The following is a 14828-nucleotide window of genomic DNA, read 5'->3' as shown; positions in this document are numbered from 1 at the left end:
GGGAGAGATCCGTCGTCCGGGGCAGAACTGCGGAGGGGCGCCCCCGCGTCCCCCTCCCGGGGTGACCCGCAAGCGCGTGCGAGCACCGCGCCGATGTGGCGCTGTGACCGGTCGGACTGTCGGACGATCGGGAAGGTAAAGCGTAAAGAAAGTCCCCAAACGCTCGGAACCGACGTGTTACGCGCCTCATCTCACCCTTCGGCAGTTTGTATGACCTTGAGATAAAACGACCGCAGATGGGGACGGTATGCGCGACATCGATCGAAGGGGCCTGCTCGGTGCGGGGCTCGGGGCCGCAGCCGCGATCGGGCTCGCCGGGTGCGGGACCTCCGGCTCCTCCGCCGACGGAGGGCCCGGCCAGGGCGGTACGGGTGACGCCGGGGCCGGCGGGAACGGCAGCGGCAGCGGCAGCGGAAACGGCAGCGGAAACGGCGCGCCGAAGAACAAGGTGCGGCTGATCGGCGACGGCTCCACCGCCGACACCGGAAAACAGCCCCGCCAGCCGCAGGCGCCGGTCCCGCTCGAACCGGGCCAGAAGCCGCCGCAGTTCGTGATCTTTTCCTGGGACGGGGCCGGTGAGGTCGGCAACGGGCTCTTCCCGCGCTTTCTCGAACTCGCCAGGGAACACGACGCGGCGATGACGTTCTTCCTCTCCGGGCTCTATCTGCTGCCCGAGTCGAAGAAATCCCTCTACCGGCCGCCGAACAACCCGCGCGGCGCCTCCGACATCGGTTATCTCACCGACGAGCACATCAAGGACACGCTGAAGTACGTGCGCCAGGCGTGGCTGGACGGCCACGAGATCGGCACCCACTTCAACGGGCATTTCTGCGGCGGTTCCGGATCGGTGGAGCGCTGGACGCCCGCCCAATGGCACAGCGAGATCAATCAGGCTGTGTCGTTCGTCACGGAATGGCGCACCAACACCGGCTGGGAGGACGAGGACCCCCTCCCCTTCGACTACCGCAAGGAACTGGTCGGCGGTCGCACCCCCTGCCTGCTCGGCCAGGACAACCTCCTGCCCACCGCGAGCAAGCTCGGCTGGCGCTACGACGCCAGCTCGCCCGGGGGCCGCCAGATGTGGCCCGTGAAGCGCGGGGGCGTCTGGGACCTGCCGCTCCAGGCGATGCCGTTCCCCGGCCACTCCTTCGAAGTGCTCTCGATGGACTACAACATCCTCGCCAACCAGTCCCGGAATTCGACCAAGGGCATGCCCTCGCGTTATCCCGGCTGGCGCACGCAGGCGACCGGCGCCTATCTCGCCGGATTCCGGCGCGCGTACGAGACGAATCGCGCGCCCTTCTACATCGGCAACCACTTCGAGGAGTGGAACGGCGGCATCTACATGGACGCCGTGGAAGAAGTGATCAAGAAGGTGGCGGACAAGGACGACGTGCGCCTCGTCTCGTTCCGGCAGTACGTCGACTGGCTCGACGCACAGGACCCCGCCGTCCTCGCCAAGCTCCGTACGCTGGAGGTCGGACAGGCGCCCGCCGGAGGCTGGAACTCCTTCTTTAAACAGGCTTGACAAGGGGCTTTACGGGCACCGAGGGGGGCGCGCAGATCGCCGGAAACTGCCATGCGAAACTTTTCACATGAGCTTTGGCCGCGCGTCCCGACGCCGCTTCACCCTGCTCGCCGCCACCGCCGTGGCCGGTGCCCTGACGCTGTCCGCGTGCAGCGACGGCACCAAGGCGGGAGGCGGCGGCAACACCAACTTCATCACCGGCAGCGGCGGCGTCTCCACCGTCGACCGGGCGGACCGGGTGGCCGCGCCGAAGCTCGACGGCGAGGGCCTGGACGGCAAGCCGCTCGACCTCGCCGACCACCGGGGCAAGGTCGTCGTGCTCAACGTCTGGGGCTCCTGGTGCGGCCCCTGCCGCCTGGAGGCGAAGTACTTCGCGCAGGTCGCCGAGGAGACCGCCGACCAGGGGGTCCAGTTCGTCGGGATCAACACCCGGGACCCCGAGCGGGACAAGGCGGTCAACTTCGAGAAGGACTACGGGATCGAGTACCCGAGCTTCTACGACCCGATCGGCAAACTCATCCTCCGCTTCCCCAAGGGCACCCTGAACCCCCAGGCCATCCCGTCCACCGTGGTCATCGACCGGGACGGGAAGATCGCGGCGCGCACCCTCCAGGCGCTCGACGCGGACGGGCTGCGCGAGATGATCGACCCGATCATCGCGGAGAAGTGACCCGGTGATCCCGTCCGCCGCCCACCACGGGGCCGTCACCCTGGCCGCGTACAACGAGACCGTCCTGTCGGGAGCGCTGCTGGTCGCGCTGCCGCTCGCCCTGCTGGCCGGCCTCATCTCCTTCTTCTCCCCCTGCGTCCTGCCCCTGGTACCCGGCTACCTCAGTTACGTCACCGGAGTCAGCGGCACCGACCTGGCCGACGCGCGCCGGGGCCGGGTGGTGGCGGGCGCCTCCCTCTTCGTCCTCGGCTTCACCGTGGTGTTCGCCTCCACGGGCGCGCTCTTCGGCTACTTCGGCCAAGAGCTCCAGGTGCACTCCGAGGTGCTGAACAAGGTCCTCGGCGCCCTGATGATCCTCATGGGCGTCTTCTTCATGGGGCTCCTGCCCGGAGTGACGCAGCGCGAGTTCCGCTTCCACAGGCGCCCGGTGACGGGGCTCGCCGGAGCGCCCCTGCTGGGCGCGCTCTTCGGGATCGGCTGGACACCGTGCATCGGCCCCACGCTCTCCTCCGTCCTCGCGCTGTCCACCCAGAGCGCCACCGCCGGACGCGGCGCGCTGCTGACCGTCGCGTACTGTCTCGGACTCGGCGTCCCGTTCGTCCTGGCCGCGGTCGCCTTCCGGCGGGCGCTCGGCGCGTTCGGCTGGGTCAAGCGCCACTACGCGTGGGTGATGCGGATCGGCGGCGGAATGATGATCGTGACCGGAATTCTGCTGTTGACCGGAGTGTGGGCCACGATCATGCAGCAGATGCAGAGCTGGTCCAGCGGTTTCGTCGTAGGGATCTGAGTTCATGAGCAAGGCCAACAGCACGGGGACGCGGCAGCACGGGGACGAGGACGCGCGCGCCGCCGCCGGTCCGGGCGGGCCGCCCGGCCGCCCGGACGACTCCGGCCACGGCGCGGCCGGCGAACGGCTCTCCACCGCGCCCCGCGAGGAGCGCCCCGAGACCGGCGCGGGCGTGCCCGCGATGGGCGTGATCGGCTGGGTCCGCTGGTTCTGGCGCCAGCTCACCTCCATGCGGGTGGCGCTGATCCTGCTCTTCCTGCTCTCCCTCGGCGCGATCCCGGGGTCGCTCATCCCGCAGAACAGCGTCGACGACGTGAAGGTCCAGGACTTCAAGGACCAGCACGCCACCCTCGCCCCGATCTACGAGAAGCTCCAGCTCTTCGACGTCTACAGCTCGGTGTGGTTCTCCGCGATCTACATCCTGCTGTTCGTCTCGCTCATCGGCTGCATCGTGCCGCGCACCGGCCAGTTCGTCGGCCAGCTCCGCAGCCGCCCGCCGGGCGCGCCGAAGCGGCTGACCCGGCTGCCCGCGTACACCACCTGGCGCACCGAAGCCGAGCCCGAGGAGGTCCGCGCGGCAGCCCTCACGGTCCTGCGCGGGCGGCGCTTCCGGGCGCACGAGGCGGGCGACGCGGTCGCGGCCGAGAAGGGCTACCTCCGGGAGGCCGGGAACCTGGTCTTCCACATCGCCCTGATCGTGATGCTGGTGGCCTTCGCCTGCGGGCAGCTCTTCAAGTCCGAGGGCGGCAAGCTGGTCGTCGAGGGCGACGGCTTCTCCAACACGCTCACCCAGTACGACAACATCAAGTACGGCTCGCTCTACGACTCCGACTCGCTGGCCCCGTTCAGCTTCGTCCTGGACGACTTCGTCGGCACGTACGAGAAGAGCGGCCCGCAGCGCGGCACCCCGCGCACCTTCGAGGCCCGGGTGACGTACGCGCGGGGAGCCGACGGCGCCGAGCGCAAGGGCGTCATCAAGGTCAACGAACCGCTCGTCGTCGACGGCACCAAGATCTACCTGATCGCCCACGGCTACGCCCCCGTCGTCACCGTCCGGGACGGCTCGGGCAAGGTCGTCTCGCGGTCCGCCGTCCCGCTGCTGCCGATCGACAACAACATCACCTCGTCCGGCGCCATCAAGGTGATGGACGGCTACAAGGACGAGAAGGGCGAGAAGACCCAGCTGGGCTTCAAGGCGTTCTTCGTGCCGACCTTCGCCGGTCACGGCAAGGGCCAGATGTTCTCGCAGTTCCCCGCCCTGGACTTCCCCGTGCTGGCGCTCAGCGCCTACCACGGCTCCCTCGGCGTGGACTCCGGGCTCGCGCAGAACGTCTACCAGCTCGACACGTCCAAGATGAAGGAGTTCAAGGACGAGAAGGGCGAACTCCTCAAGAAGATGCTGATGCCCGGCGAGAAGCTGGACCTGCCCGACGGCGGCTCCATCACCTACGAGGGCACCGAGGAGTGGGCCAGCTTCCAGATCTCGCAGCAGCCGGGCAACGGGTGGGCGCTGGGCGGGGCCGTCGCCGCCATCGCCGGACTCGCCGGTTCGCTGTTCATCCAGCGCCGCCGGGTGTGGGTGCGGGCGGTCCGGGGCGCGGACGGCGTCACGGTCGTGGAGATGGCGGGCCTGGGCCGCAGCGAGTCCGCGCGGCTCCCCGAGGAGCTGGGCGAGCTGTCGGCCGCCCTCGTCGCCACCGCGCCCGTCGCCCCCGCCCCGGAGGAACCGGACGCGCCCGAGGCCCCCGCCGGCCGGGACGCGGCCCAGGAACCGGATACGCCCGCTACGCCCGCCACGCCCGACACCACCGAAGTCACGCACGAGGCCGGGAGCCGGCCCGTCCACCCTGCCGAAGCACCTGCCGAAGGGGCTGAGAAGTGAATCTCGCCGCCGCAACGAACGAGAACCTGGCGAACGCCAGCAACGTGCTGATCTATTCGTCGATGGCCGTCTACACCCTGGCCTTCTTCGCGCACATCGCGGAGTGGGTCTTCGGCAGCCGCAGCAAGGTCGGCCGCACGGCCGCCGCGCTGTCCGCCCCCGCGGCGAGCGCCGGGGCCGGGGCTTCCGCCGCCGCCGGGAAGGCGCAGGCCGGCGGCACCGCCGTGCTGGAGCGCCCGAAGGTCGTCACCCGCGCCGCCACCGGGACGCGGGACGTGCCGGACGGGCCGGGAGCGGCCGGCGGCACCTTCAAGGGCGACCTGTGGGGCCGGATCGCGGTCTCGCTGACCGTGGTCGCCTTCCTGGTCGAGGCGAGCGGCGTCGCCACCCGGGCGCTGTCCGTGGAGCGGGCCCCCTGGGCCAACATGTACGAGTTCTCCATCACCTTCTCCACGGTGGCGGTCGGCTCCTACCTGGTGCTGCTCGCGCTGAAGAAGAACGTCCGCTGGATCGGCCTGCCGCTGGTCACCACGGTCCTGCTGGACCTCGGCATCGCGGTCACCACGCTCTACACCGACAGCGACCAGCTGGTGCCCGCCCTGCACTCGTACTGGCTGTGGATCCACGTCTCGACCGCGATCCTGTGCGGCGCGGTCTTCTACCTCGGCGCGGTCGGCACGATCCTCTACCTGTTCCGCGACAGCTACGAGAACAAGATCGCCTCCGGCGGCACGCCCGGGAAGTTCGCCTCCTCGGTGATGGAGCGGCTGCCCTCGGCCGCCTCGCTGGACAAGTTCTCCTACCGGATCAACGCCGCCGTCTTCCCGCTGTGGACGTTCACGATCATCGCGGGCGCGATCTGGGCGGGCGACGCCTGGGGCCGCTACTGGGGCTGGGACCCCAAGGAGGTCTGGTCCTTCATCACCTGGGTCGCCTACGCCGCCTACCTGCACGCCCGCGCCACCGCCGGCTGGAAGGGCCGCAAGGCCGCCTACCTGGCGCTCGTCGCCTTCGCCTGCTGGCTGTTCAACTACTACGGCGTGAACATCTTCGTCTCCGGCCTGCACTCCTACGCGGGGGTCTGAGACACCGCGCCGAACCCTTCGACGCCTACGCAACGGCTCCCCGGACGAGATCCCGTCCGGGGAGCCGTGGCGTAGGCGCGTCGGGTGCGGGGCCGTCAGGGGGCGGGCGGGGCCTTGTCGTCGGGGTTGGTGCCGTCGCGGCGGCCCCGCTCCTCGTCGGCGTCCGCCTCGGGCCGCCGGTCGTCCTTGAGCGACTTCAGGAAGTCCGGGTTGTCGTCCGGGGCCACCCACTGCTGCCGCCTGTTCCACTGCCGGGAGCCGGGTCCGCCGGTCCCCGCCGTCGTGCGGCGGGCCTTGCCGGCGATCAGCCACACGACCGGGCCGACGACCCAGAACAGCAGGATGATGAAGACCCAGGCGATCTTCGGCAGATGCTTGGTGTCCTCCTCGGAGGTGTTCAGGCAGTCGATGAACGCGTAGATCGTCAGAGCCAGCGGCACGAGAAACATCAGGGCTCTCATGGTGCGTCCCCCAGGAGGTGGCGGCGGGCGGGATGATTGCCCCGTATCGCCGCCAGGGTACCGGCTCGACATGAAGGGCCCCGGGGCCGCCGGGGGAGCCCCGGCCCGGCCGCGGGGGCGGGGATGACAAACTGGACCGCATGGCTTACGACGATCTCCGCTCCCTGCTCCGGGCCCTTGAGCGCGATGGCGACCTCAAGCGCGTCAAGGTCGAGGTCGACCCCCACCTGGAGGTCGGCGAGATCGTCGACCGGGTCAACAAGGCGGGCGGCCCGGCCCTGCTGTTCGAGAACGTCAAGGGCTCCTCGATGCCCCTGGCCATGAACGTCTTCGGCACCGACCGGCGCCTCCTCAAGGCGCTCGGGCTGAAGGCGTACAGCGACATCAGCGACAAGATCGGCGGGCTCCTCAAGCCGGAGCTGCCGCAGGGCTTCGTCGGCGTGCGGGAGGCGTTCGGGAAGCTCGGCTCGATGGTGCACGTGCCGCCGAAGAAGGTGAAGCCCGGCGACGCGCCCGTGCAGGAAGTGGTGCTGACGGGCGACGACGTCGACCTGGACCGGCTGCCCGCGCTGTTCACCTGGCCCGAGGACGGCGGCTCGTTCTTCAACCTCGGCCTCACCCACACCAAGCACCCCGAGACCGGCGTCCGGAACCTGGGCCTCTACCGGCTCCAGCGCCACGACAAGCGCACCATCGGGATGCACTGGCAGATCCACAAGGACAGCGCCAACCACTACCAGGTCGCCGCCCGGCGCGGTGAGCGGCTGCCCGTCGCCATCGCCTTCGGCTGCCCGCCCGCCGTGACGTACGCCTCCACCGCCCCGCTGCCCGGGGACATCGACGAGTACCTCTTCGCCGGGTTCGTCCAGGGCAAGCGGATCGAGATGGTCGACTGCAAGACCGTGCCGCTCCAGGTCCCCGCGCAGGCGGAGGTCGTCATCGAGGGGTGGCTGGAGCCGGGCGAGATGCTGCCCGAGGGCCCGTTCGGGGACCACACCGGCTTCTACACCCCGCAGGAACCGTTCCCCGCACTGACCATCGACTGCGTCACCATGCGCAGGCGGCCGCTGCTCCAGTCCATCGTGGTGGGCCGGCCGCCGACCGAGGACGGGCCGCTGGGCCGGGCCACGGAGCGGTTCTTCCTGCCGCTGCTGAAGATCATCGTGCCGGACATCGTGGACTACCACCTCCCCGAGGCGGGCGGCTTCCACAACTGTGCGATCGTCTCGATCGACAAGAAGTACCCGAAGCACGCCCAGAAGGTGATGAGCGCCATCTGGGGCGCCCACATGATGTCGCTGACCAAGCTGATCGTGGTGGTCGACTCCGACTGCGACGTCCACGATCTGCACGAGGTGGCCTGGCGGGCGCTCGGCAACACCGACTACGCCCGGGACCTGACCGTCACCGAGGGCCCGGTCGACCACCTGGACCACGCCTCGTACCAGCAGTTCTGGGGCGGCAAGGCGGGCATCGACGCGACGAGGAAGCTGCCCACCGAGGGGTACACCCGGGACGGCGGCTGGCCGGAGATGGTCGTCTCCGACCCGGAGACGGCGGCGAAGGTCGACCGCCGCTGGAAGGAATACGGCCTGTGAGCAGTACGGCAGAGGCGGCGTCCGTCCCCGGACCCGCCCCATCGGACGGCAAGGTGAAGGCGTTCCTGCGGCTCGTGATGATCGAGCACTCGGTCTTCGCGCTGCCCTTCGCGTACATCGCCGCGCTGACCGCGATGTTCCGGATGGACGGCACGATCCACTGGGGCGTCCTGCTGCTCGTCACGCTGGCGATGGTGGGGCTGCGGACCTTCGCGATGGCCGCCAACCGGATCATCGACCGGGAGATCGACGCCCGGAACCCGCGCACCGCGGGCCGCGAGCTGGTGACCGGCGCGGTGTCGGTGAAGTCGGCGTGGACCGGGGCGCTCGTCGCGCTGGTGGTGTTCCTGGGGGCGGCGGCGCTGCTCAACCCGCTGTGCCTGGCGCTCGCGCCGGTGGCCGTGGTGCCGATGGTGGTCTACCCGTACGGCAAGCGGTTCACCAACTTCCCGCACGCCATCCTGGGGCTCGCGCAGGCCATCGGACCGGTCGGCGCCTGGCTGGCGGTGACCGGGAGCTGGTCGTGGGACGCGGTGATCCTCGGGCTCGCGGTGGGGATCTGGATCGGCGGCTTCGACCTGATCTTCGCCTGCCAGGACGTCCAGGCCGACCGGGCGCACGGGGTGCTGTCGTTCCCGGCGCGGTTCGGGATTCCGGCGGCGCTGTGGGGCGCGCGGGTGTGCCACGTGGTCACGACCGGGCTGCTGGTGTGGTTCGGGCTGGCCACGGACGCCGAGGTCTTCTACTGGATCGGCATGGCGATCGTCGCGGTGGCGTTCGTGTACGAGCACCGGGTGGTGCGTCCGCACGACCTGTCCCGGCTGAACCGGGCGTTCTTCTCGGTGAACGGCTTCATCGGCATCGCGCTGTTCGCCTGCGCGCTGCTGGACCTGCTGGTGCGGGGGCTGACCCCCTGACGCCTCGTGGGCGGCGGCCCCTCAGGCCGTGACCCGGGGGCCCGGGGCGCGGCGCGGGCGGCGGAAGAGGAAGGCCGCCGCGACCCCGCCGAGGAGCCCGAAGAGGTGGCCCTGCCAGCTGACGCCGGAATCGGTCGGCAGGACGCCCCACAGCAGCGAGCCGTAGACCACGGCGACGCCGATGCCGATGAGGACGTCCCACGGGCGGCGGTCCACGAAACCGCGCACCAGGAGATAGCCCAGCAGGCCGAAGACCACGCCGGAGGCGCCGAGCGTCACTGTGTTCGGCGGGGCGGTCAGCCAGACGCCGAGGCCGCTGACCAGGATGACCGTCAGGGCGACGGCGGCGAACCGGCGCAGCCCCGCGAGGGCGGCGAGGAAGCCGAGGACCAGCAGCGGGACGCTGTTGGAGGCCACGTGCTCCCAGCTTCCGTGCAGGAACGCGGCGGGCGCCACGTCCCGCAGCTCCGCCGTCTCGCGCGGGCTGATGCCGTAGGTGTCCAGGGCGTGGCCCGTGGCCGTGTCGATCCCTTCGAGGACCCAGAGCAGGGCCACCCACCCGGCCATCAGGAGCCCCGCGGCCAGGGCCCGCGCGCCGCCGGTGGCGCTGTGCCCACCGGTGCGGTCGGTGGTCCGGTAGTCGCCCATGGTCTGCCCCTGCCCCCGGGTTGCCCGTCACCCGGTGGAACGTCCGCGGCGGCCCCCCGGTTCCGGGTGCCGGGCGCGGGGGCGTGCCGGATAGGCTCGCGGGTGTGGAATCCAGGACTTCAGTGACTCATCAGCAGCGGCGGCCTTGGATTGTCGGGGTGTCCGGCGCTTCGGGTACCCCGTTCGCGGCCGCCGTCCTGCGCGGGCTCCTGGCGGCCGGCGAGAGCGTGGACCTGGTGGTGAGCCGGGCCTCGCGCCTCACCCTGCTGGACGAGACCGGCATCGCGTTCCGGGACGGGCACTGGCGCGAGGACCTGCGGGTCTGGCTGGAGCGGGGCGCGGACGGGAAGCCGGACGCGTTCGCGGTGGGGGAGGCGGAGCTGGAGCGCGTACGCCACTGGCCGGCCGGTGATCTGGCCGCCGGGCCGTCCTCCGGGTCGTACCCGGCGCGGGGGATGCTCATCGTGCCGGCCTCGACGGCCTGTGTGGCCGGGGTGGCGCTCGGTCTGTCGAAGGATCTGCTCCAGCGGGCCGCGAGCGTGACGCTCAAGGAGCGCCGCCCGCTGGTCGTCGCGGTGCGCGAGACCCCGCTGAGCGGCCAGACGCTGAAGCAGATGGTGGCCCTGGACGAGGCGGGCGCGATCGTGCTGCCCGCCTCTCCCGCGTTCTACGCGGGGGCGACGCACATCCAGGACCTGGTGGACTTCGTCGCGGGGCGGGTGCTGGACGCGGCGGGCGTGCCGCACCGCCTGTACCGCCGCTGGGAAGGAGAGCTCGGTGGCGGCTCCCGCCCGGAGACCCGCTAGGCCGCCGGGGCCGGCGGGGTGCGGTGGCGCCGGCGTCAGCGCTTCTTGTGCGCGCGGGGGGTGCGGGTCTTGTCGACGCGGTGCGCGGCGGCGGGCTGGTGGGCACGCGAGCGGTTGGCCAGGTCCTGCAGCTCGCGCATCCGGGCGTAGGCCATCTCGATCGTGTACACGGTGAAGTTCACTCCTGAAGATTCGAAAGCGTTTCTTGGATGTTCTAGAAGATTTGCAGGACGTCACCCCTACATGCCTTAGATTCTACACGTAAACTCGCGGTACTGCTGAACAATGGAAGGTTTCAGTCATATGGACGCGGTGGACAGGCAGCTCATCCAGGCCCTCAGGGAGAACGGCAGGGCCTCGTACGCCGAGCTGGGACGGCTGGTGGGGCTCTCCGGGCCCAGCGTCACCGACCGCATCAACCGGCTGGAATCCGCCGGTGTCATCACCGGCTACCGCGCCACCGTCGACTCCGCCTCGCTGGGGCTCGGGGTGACCGCGCTGATCGGGATCTCGCTCTCCGACGCCGCCGACCACGAGGACGTGGCCCACCGGCTGAAGGACCTCGCGGAGATCGAGGACTGCTGGTTCATCGCGGGCGACGACTCGTACATGCTCAAGGTCCGGGTGGGCGACGTGGACGGACTGGAGCGGACGATCCGGCGGCTGAGCGGTACGAAGGGCGTCTCGCGGACCCGGACCACGATCGTGCTCTCCACCAAGTGGGAGAACCGGGTCGGGGAGCTTCCCGAGGAGGCGTAGGCCCGCACCGCCTGGCGGGGGGCCCCGTCCGGCCGGAGGGCGGGGGAGTACCGTGGGGCGGAGTCTGGAACACGGAGAAAAGGGAGGCGCCCTAGTGGACGCGGGACTCAAGCGCGAGCTGGAGGAGAAGGTCCGGGCCGGCGAGCGGCTGACCCGCGAGGACGGGATCGCCCTCTACGCCTCCGACGACCTGGCGTGGCTGGGGGGCCTGGCGCACGAGGTGCGGACGCGCAAGAACGGCGACGTCGTGCACTTCAACGTCAACCGCCACCTCAACATGACCAACGTGTGCACCGCCTCGTGCGCGTACTGCTCGTTCCAGCGCAAGCCGGGCGAGAAGGACGCGTACACGATGCGCATCGAGGAGGCCGTCCGCCTCGCCAAGGCGATGGAGGGCGAGAACCTCACCGAGCTGCACATCGTCAACGGGCTCCACCCCACCCTCCCGTGGCGCTACTACCCGCGCTCGCTCAGCGCGCTGAAGGAAGCCCTGCCGAACGTGGCGCTCAAGGCGTTCACGGCGACGGAGATCCACCACTTCGAGACGATCTCAGGGCTCTCCGCCTCCGAGATCCTCGACGAGCTGATCGAGGCCGGTCTCGAATCGCTGACCGGCGGCGGCGCGGAAATCTTCGACTGGGAGGTCCGCCAGCACATCGTCGACCACCGCACCCACTGGGAGGACTGGTCGCGCATCCACCGCCTCGCGCACGAGAAGGGGCTCAAGACCCCGGCGACGATGCTGTACGGGCACATCGAGGAGCACCGCCACCGCGTCGACCACGTGCTGCGGCTGCGGGAGATGCAGGACGAGACCGGCGGTTTCCAGGTCTTCATCCCGCTGCGCTACCAGCACGACTTCGTGGACATGAAGGACGGCAAGGTCCGCAACAAGCTCCAGGCGCGCACCACGATGGCGACCGGCGCGGAGGCGCTGAAGACCTTCGCCGTCTCCCGGCTGCTCTTCGACAACGTGCCGCACGTCAAGGTCTTCTGGGTGATGCACGGCGTGCAGACCGCCCAGCTCGCGCTGCAGCACGGCGCGGACGACATGGACGGCTCGGTCGTCGAGTACAAGATCACGCACGACGCCGACGACTTCGGCACGCCGAACAAGCTCGGCCGCGAGGATCTGCTGGACCTGATCCGCGACGCCGGTTTCCGGCCGGTCGAGCGGAACACCCGGTACGAGATCCTGCGCGAGTACCCGGGCCCCGACCCCGACCGGCGCGAGTCGCCCCAGCCGATGCGCGTCTGAGGCCGGCCCCGGCGTGCGCCGAGGCGTCCGACGCCCGACGCGCGCCCGTGCCGTCCGGCGCCCCGCACCGCCCCGCGCCTTCCGGTGCGGCGAAAGCCCCGGCCGCCGTCCCCGGCCGGGGCTTTCCGGCGTCCGCCAACCCCCTGAACCGAGAGAATTCGGGCCATGCTTCACTGGACGGGCAGAAGCGTGTCGAGAGTTCCCGGGAAGAGAGGGCCCACCGTGTCCGCTGCCAAGCCGAGCGCGATGATCCGTTACACGGCGTTGCGCCTGCTGATCTTCGTCGGCTGTTTCTTCGTCGCCGGTGTCGCCGTCCACTTCGGACTGGTCCCCTCCGGCCTCGGCGGCTCCAACACGGTCTGGGTGATCCTCCTCGGCCTCGTCCTCTCCGCCCCGCTCAGCTATGTGCTGCTGCGCAAGCAGCGCGACGAGATGTCCGAGCAGATCGTCACCAAGGTCGACCGCACCAAGGCGCGCCTCGACGCCAACCGCACCCGCGAGGACGCGGTCCAGTAGCGCCGGCCGCGCCCGCGAGGACGCGGCCCCCGGCGGCTGCCGTACGGGGACGCCTGCGGGCGCCCCGCAAGCCTCCTCACACGCGCGCCTCCTGCGCCCCCCTTCTCCCCCGGACCCCGGGCGGGAGCCGACCGGCTCCCGCCCGGGGTCCGCGGCGTTCCGGACGGTATTCCGACGCTTTCCGGCCTTTTCCGACCGTGGAGCCCTGCCCGTGAGTCAAAGAAGGGCTTTGGGCTTCTCAAAGTACAAGTGTTAACGTATGCGCTATGAAGACAGCTGTGCGCCTCCGTCATGCCGCGAGCATCCCGCTCGTGGCGCGCCTGCATGTCGATCTCTGCCGCTGTATGTCCGCGGTCTGTTGCCGCAACGTCTGATACGGCATCATGCAGCGGCGCCGCCCCCGGCGCGGGCGCCGCGACCCCGTCCCCGTTCCACCGCACGATCGCGCGGACCACCTCTGCGCGTCCCGATGCGACCCCTGTTGGAGTGTGTCCGTGTCCGCGTCCCCCGCGTCCGTCGCCCCCGAGGCCGAGCAGCCAGCCGGCTCCGGTCCCGGTTCCCGTCCCCGTATACCCGGCGTCCCGTTCTGGATCCAGATCGTCGCCGGTCTGGTCCTCGGTGTGCTCCTCGGCTGGCTGGCCCGCAGCCAGGACCTCGGCTGGCTCGTCACCACCCTCGACGAGATCGGCTCGCTCTTCGTCCAGCTCCTCAAGCTGGCCGTGGCCCCGCTGGTCTTCTTCGCGATCCTGGTGTCGATCACCAACCTGCGCCAGGTCAACAACGCCGCCCGGCTCGCGACCCGCACCCTGCTCTGGTTCATGATCACCTCCCTGATCGCGGTCGCCATCGGCCTCGCGATCGGCCTGATCACCAACCCGGGCTCCGGCACCGGACTCACGCCGAAGGACGGCGCGCTCTCCGAGACCAAGGGCAGCTGGATCGACTTCCTGACCGGCATCGTCCCGGACAACGTGATCACGCCGTTCACCGAGCTGAACGTGCTCCAGATCGTGTTCATGGCCGCCGTCGCCGGTATCGCCGCGCTCAAGCTCGGTGAGAAGGCCAAGCCGATCCTCACCTTCAGCCAGGCCGTCCTGGAGCTGCTCCAGAAGGCCCTGTGGTGGGTCATCCGCCTCGCCCCGATCGGCACCGTCGGCCTCATCGGCTACGCCATCGCGGACTACGGCTGGGACCTCATCGGCAAGTACGCGACGTTCACCGCCGACGTCTACATCGGCTGCGCCCTGGTGATGTTCGGCGTCTACCCGCTGCTCCTGGCCACCGTCGCCAAGGTCAGCCCGCTCCAGTTCTTCAAGGGCGCCTGGCCCGCCATCCAGCTCGCCTTCGTCTCCCGCTCCTCGGTCGGCACCATGCCGGTCACCCAGCGGGTCACCGAGCGCCTCGGCGTCCCGAAGGAGTACGCCTCCTTCGCCGTCCCGTTCGGCGCGACCACCAAGATGGACGGCTGCGCCGCGATCTACCCGGCGCTGGCGGCGATCTTCATCGCGCAGATCTTCGACGTGCAGCTGGGCATCGGCGACTACCTCCTGATCGCCTTCGTCTCGGTGATCGGCTCGGCGGCCACCGCCGGCCTCACCGGCGCCACGGTCATGCTGACCCTCACCCTGTCCACGCTGGGCCTCCCCCTGGAGGGCGTCGGCCTGCTCATGGCGATCGACCCGATCCTGGACATGATGCGCACCGCCACCAACGTGGCCGGCCAGGCGCTGGTCCCGGTGATCGTCGCGGCCCGCGAGAAGATCCTCGACCACGACGCGTACGCCACCGCCTCGGCCTCCCCGATCGACTCCCTCGACGACGAGGCCGGCCGGCGCGACGAGGACCGGGACGCCGACCGCGACGAGGTCCGCGACGCGGTGCCCGTCACCGCGTAGCGCCCTCACCCGCACGCC

At 70.4% G+C, this 14828-nt stretch carries 15 protein-coding genes; 12 read left to right on the top strand and 3 right to left on the bottom strand.

From position 1 onward, the window contains the following. Positions 1–247 precede the first annotated feature (247 nt). The 5 genes from AMK24_RS28805 to ccsB all read left to right on the top strand — a co-directional run bounded on the left by AMK24_RS28805 (position 248) and on the right by ccsB (position 5952). Positions 248–1528, top strand: a complete 1281-nt coding sequence (locus AMK24_RS28805; protein WP_073771833.1) for a hypothetical protein — start codon at positions 248–250, stop codon at positions 1526–1528. A 67-nt stretch (positions 1529–1595) separates the two neighbouring features. Beyond that, positions 1596–2198 (top strand): TlpA family protein disulfide reductase, encoded by a 603-nt coding sequence (locus tag AMK24_RS28800; protein ID WP_073771832.1) that lies wholly within the window; start codon positions 1596–1598, stop codon positions 2196–2198. Positions 2199–2202: 4 nt separating this feature from the next. Next, positions 2203–2985: a cytochrome c biogenesis CcdA family protein gene (locus AMK24_RS28795; protein ID WP_073771831.1), complete on the top strand. Its 783-nt coding sequence runs from the start codon at positions 2203–2205 to the stop codon at positions 2983–2985. 4 nt (positions 2986–2989) lie between these two features. After that, positions 2990–4867, top strand: a complete 1878-nt coding sequence (locus AMK24_RS28790) for a cytochrome c biogenesis protein ResB (protein WP_073771830.1) — start codon at positions 2990–2992, stop codon at positions 4865–4867. Continuing rightward, positions 4864–5952, top strand: a complete 1089-nt coding sequence (gene ccsB, locus AMK24_RS28785) for a c-type cytochrome biogenesis protein CcsB (protein WP_073771829.1) — start codon at positions 4864–4866, stop codon at positions 5950–5952. The genes AMK24_RS28790 and ccsB overlap by 4 nt, the downstream gene beginning before the upstream one ends. 95 nt (positions 5953–6047) lie before the next feature. Here ccsB and AMK24_RS28780 read toward each other — a convergent pair whose 3' ends face one another. Then, entirely contained in the window at positions 6048–6401 is a 354-nt protein-coding gene (locus AMK24_RS28780) for a PLD nuclease N-terminal domain-containing protein (protein WP_107427481.1), read from the bottom strand. A gap of 152 nt (positions 6402–6553) precedes the next feature. Between AMK24_RS28780 and AMK24_RS28775 the strand changes: the two genes are divergently transcribed. Next, on the top strand, positions 6554–8011 hold the full coding sequence (locus AMK24_RS28775; protein WP_073771827.1) for a menaquinone biosynthesis decarboxylase: 1458 nt from the start codon (positions 6554–6556) through the stop codon (positions 8009–8011). Continuing rightward, positions 8008–8928, top strand: a complete 921-nt coding sequence (gene mqnP / locus AMK24_RS28770) for a menaquinone biosynthesis prenyltransferase MqnP (RefSeq protein WP_073771826.1) — start codon at positions 8008–8010, stop codon at positions 8926–8928. Before AMK24_RS28775 ends, mqnP begins: the two co-directional genes overlap by 4 nt. 21 nt (positions 8929–8949) lie before the next feature. Here the strand turns inward: mqnP and AMK24_RS28765 are convergent, their stop codons facing one another. Further along, the gene (locus AMK24_RS28765; protein ID WP_073771825.1) at positions 8950–9576 is read right to left on the bottom strand and encodes a rhomboid family intramembrane serine protease; all 627 of its coding nucleotides are present in this window, start codon (positions 9574–9576) and stop codon (positions 8950–8952) included. A 122-nt stretch (positions 9577–9698) separates the two neighbouring features. Here AMK24_RS28765 and AMK24_RS28760 point away from each other — a divergent pair, with 122 nt between their 5' ends. After that, positions 9699–10382 (top strand): UbiX family flavin prenyltransferase, encoded by a 684-nt coding sequence (locus AMK24_RS28760; protein WP_073771824.1) that lies wholly within the window; start codon positions 9699–9701, stop codon positions 10380–10382. Positions 10383–10417: 35 nt separating this feature from the next. On the opposite strand, the gene AMK24_RS34020 is transcribed toward AMK24_RS28760, so the two are convergent. Continuing rightward, complete coding sequence (locus tag AMK24_RS34020; protein ID WP_007460445.1) at positions 10418–10564, bottom strand: hypothetical protein; 147 nt, start codon at positions 10562–10564, stop codon at positions 10418–10420. Positions 10565–10685: 121 nt separating this feature from the next. On the opposite strand from AMK24_RS34020, the gene AMK24_RS28755 reads away from it, so the two are divergent. The 4 genes from AMK24_RS28755 (at position 10686) to AMK24_RS28740 (ending at position 14810) form a co-directional block, all read left to right on the top strand. Beyond that, entirely contained in the window at positions 10686–11141 is a 456-nt protein-coding gene (locus AMK24_RS28755) for an Lrp/AsnC family transcriptional regulator (protein ID WP_073771823.1), read from the top strand. Between the two features lie 94 nt (positions 11142–11235). Beyond that, the gene (mqnE, locus tag AMK24_RS28750; protein WP_073771822.1) at positions 11236–12399 is read left to right on the top strand and encodes an aminofutalosine synthase MqnE; all 1164 of its coding nucleotides are present in this window, start codon (positions 11236–11238) and stop codon (positions 12397–12399) included. 222 nt (positions 12400–12621) lie between these two features. Then, on the top strand, positions 12622–12915 hold the full coding sequence (locus tag AMK24_RS28745; RefSeq protein WP_073771821.1) for a DUF4229 domain-containing protein: 294 nt from the start codon (positions 12622–12624) through the stop codon (positions 12913–12915). 494 nt (positions 12916–13409) lie between these two features. Next, on the top strand, positions 13410–14810 hold the full coding sequence (locus AMK24_RS28740) for a dicarboxylate/amino acid:cation symporter (protein WP_073771820.1): 1401 nt from the start codon (positions 13410–13412) through the stop codon (positions 14808–14810). The last annotated feature ends 18 nt before the right edge of the window (positions 14811–14828 follow it).

Origin of the sequence: Streptomyces sp. CB02366, assembly GCF_001905905.1 — a bacterium.
Classification (GTDB): domain Bacteria; phylum Actinomycetota; class Actinomycetes; order Streptomycetales; family Streptomycetaceae; genus Streptomyces.
The sequence above is the reverse complement of the archived record's forward strand: the minus strand, read 5'-3'. Positions and strand labels throughout refer to the sequence as shown.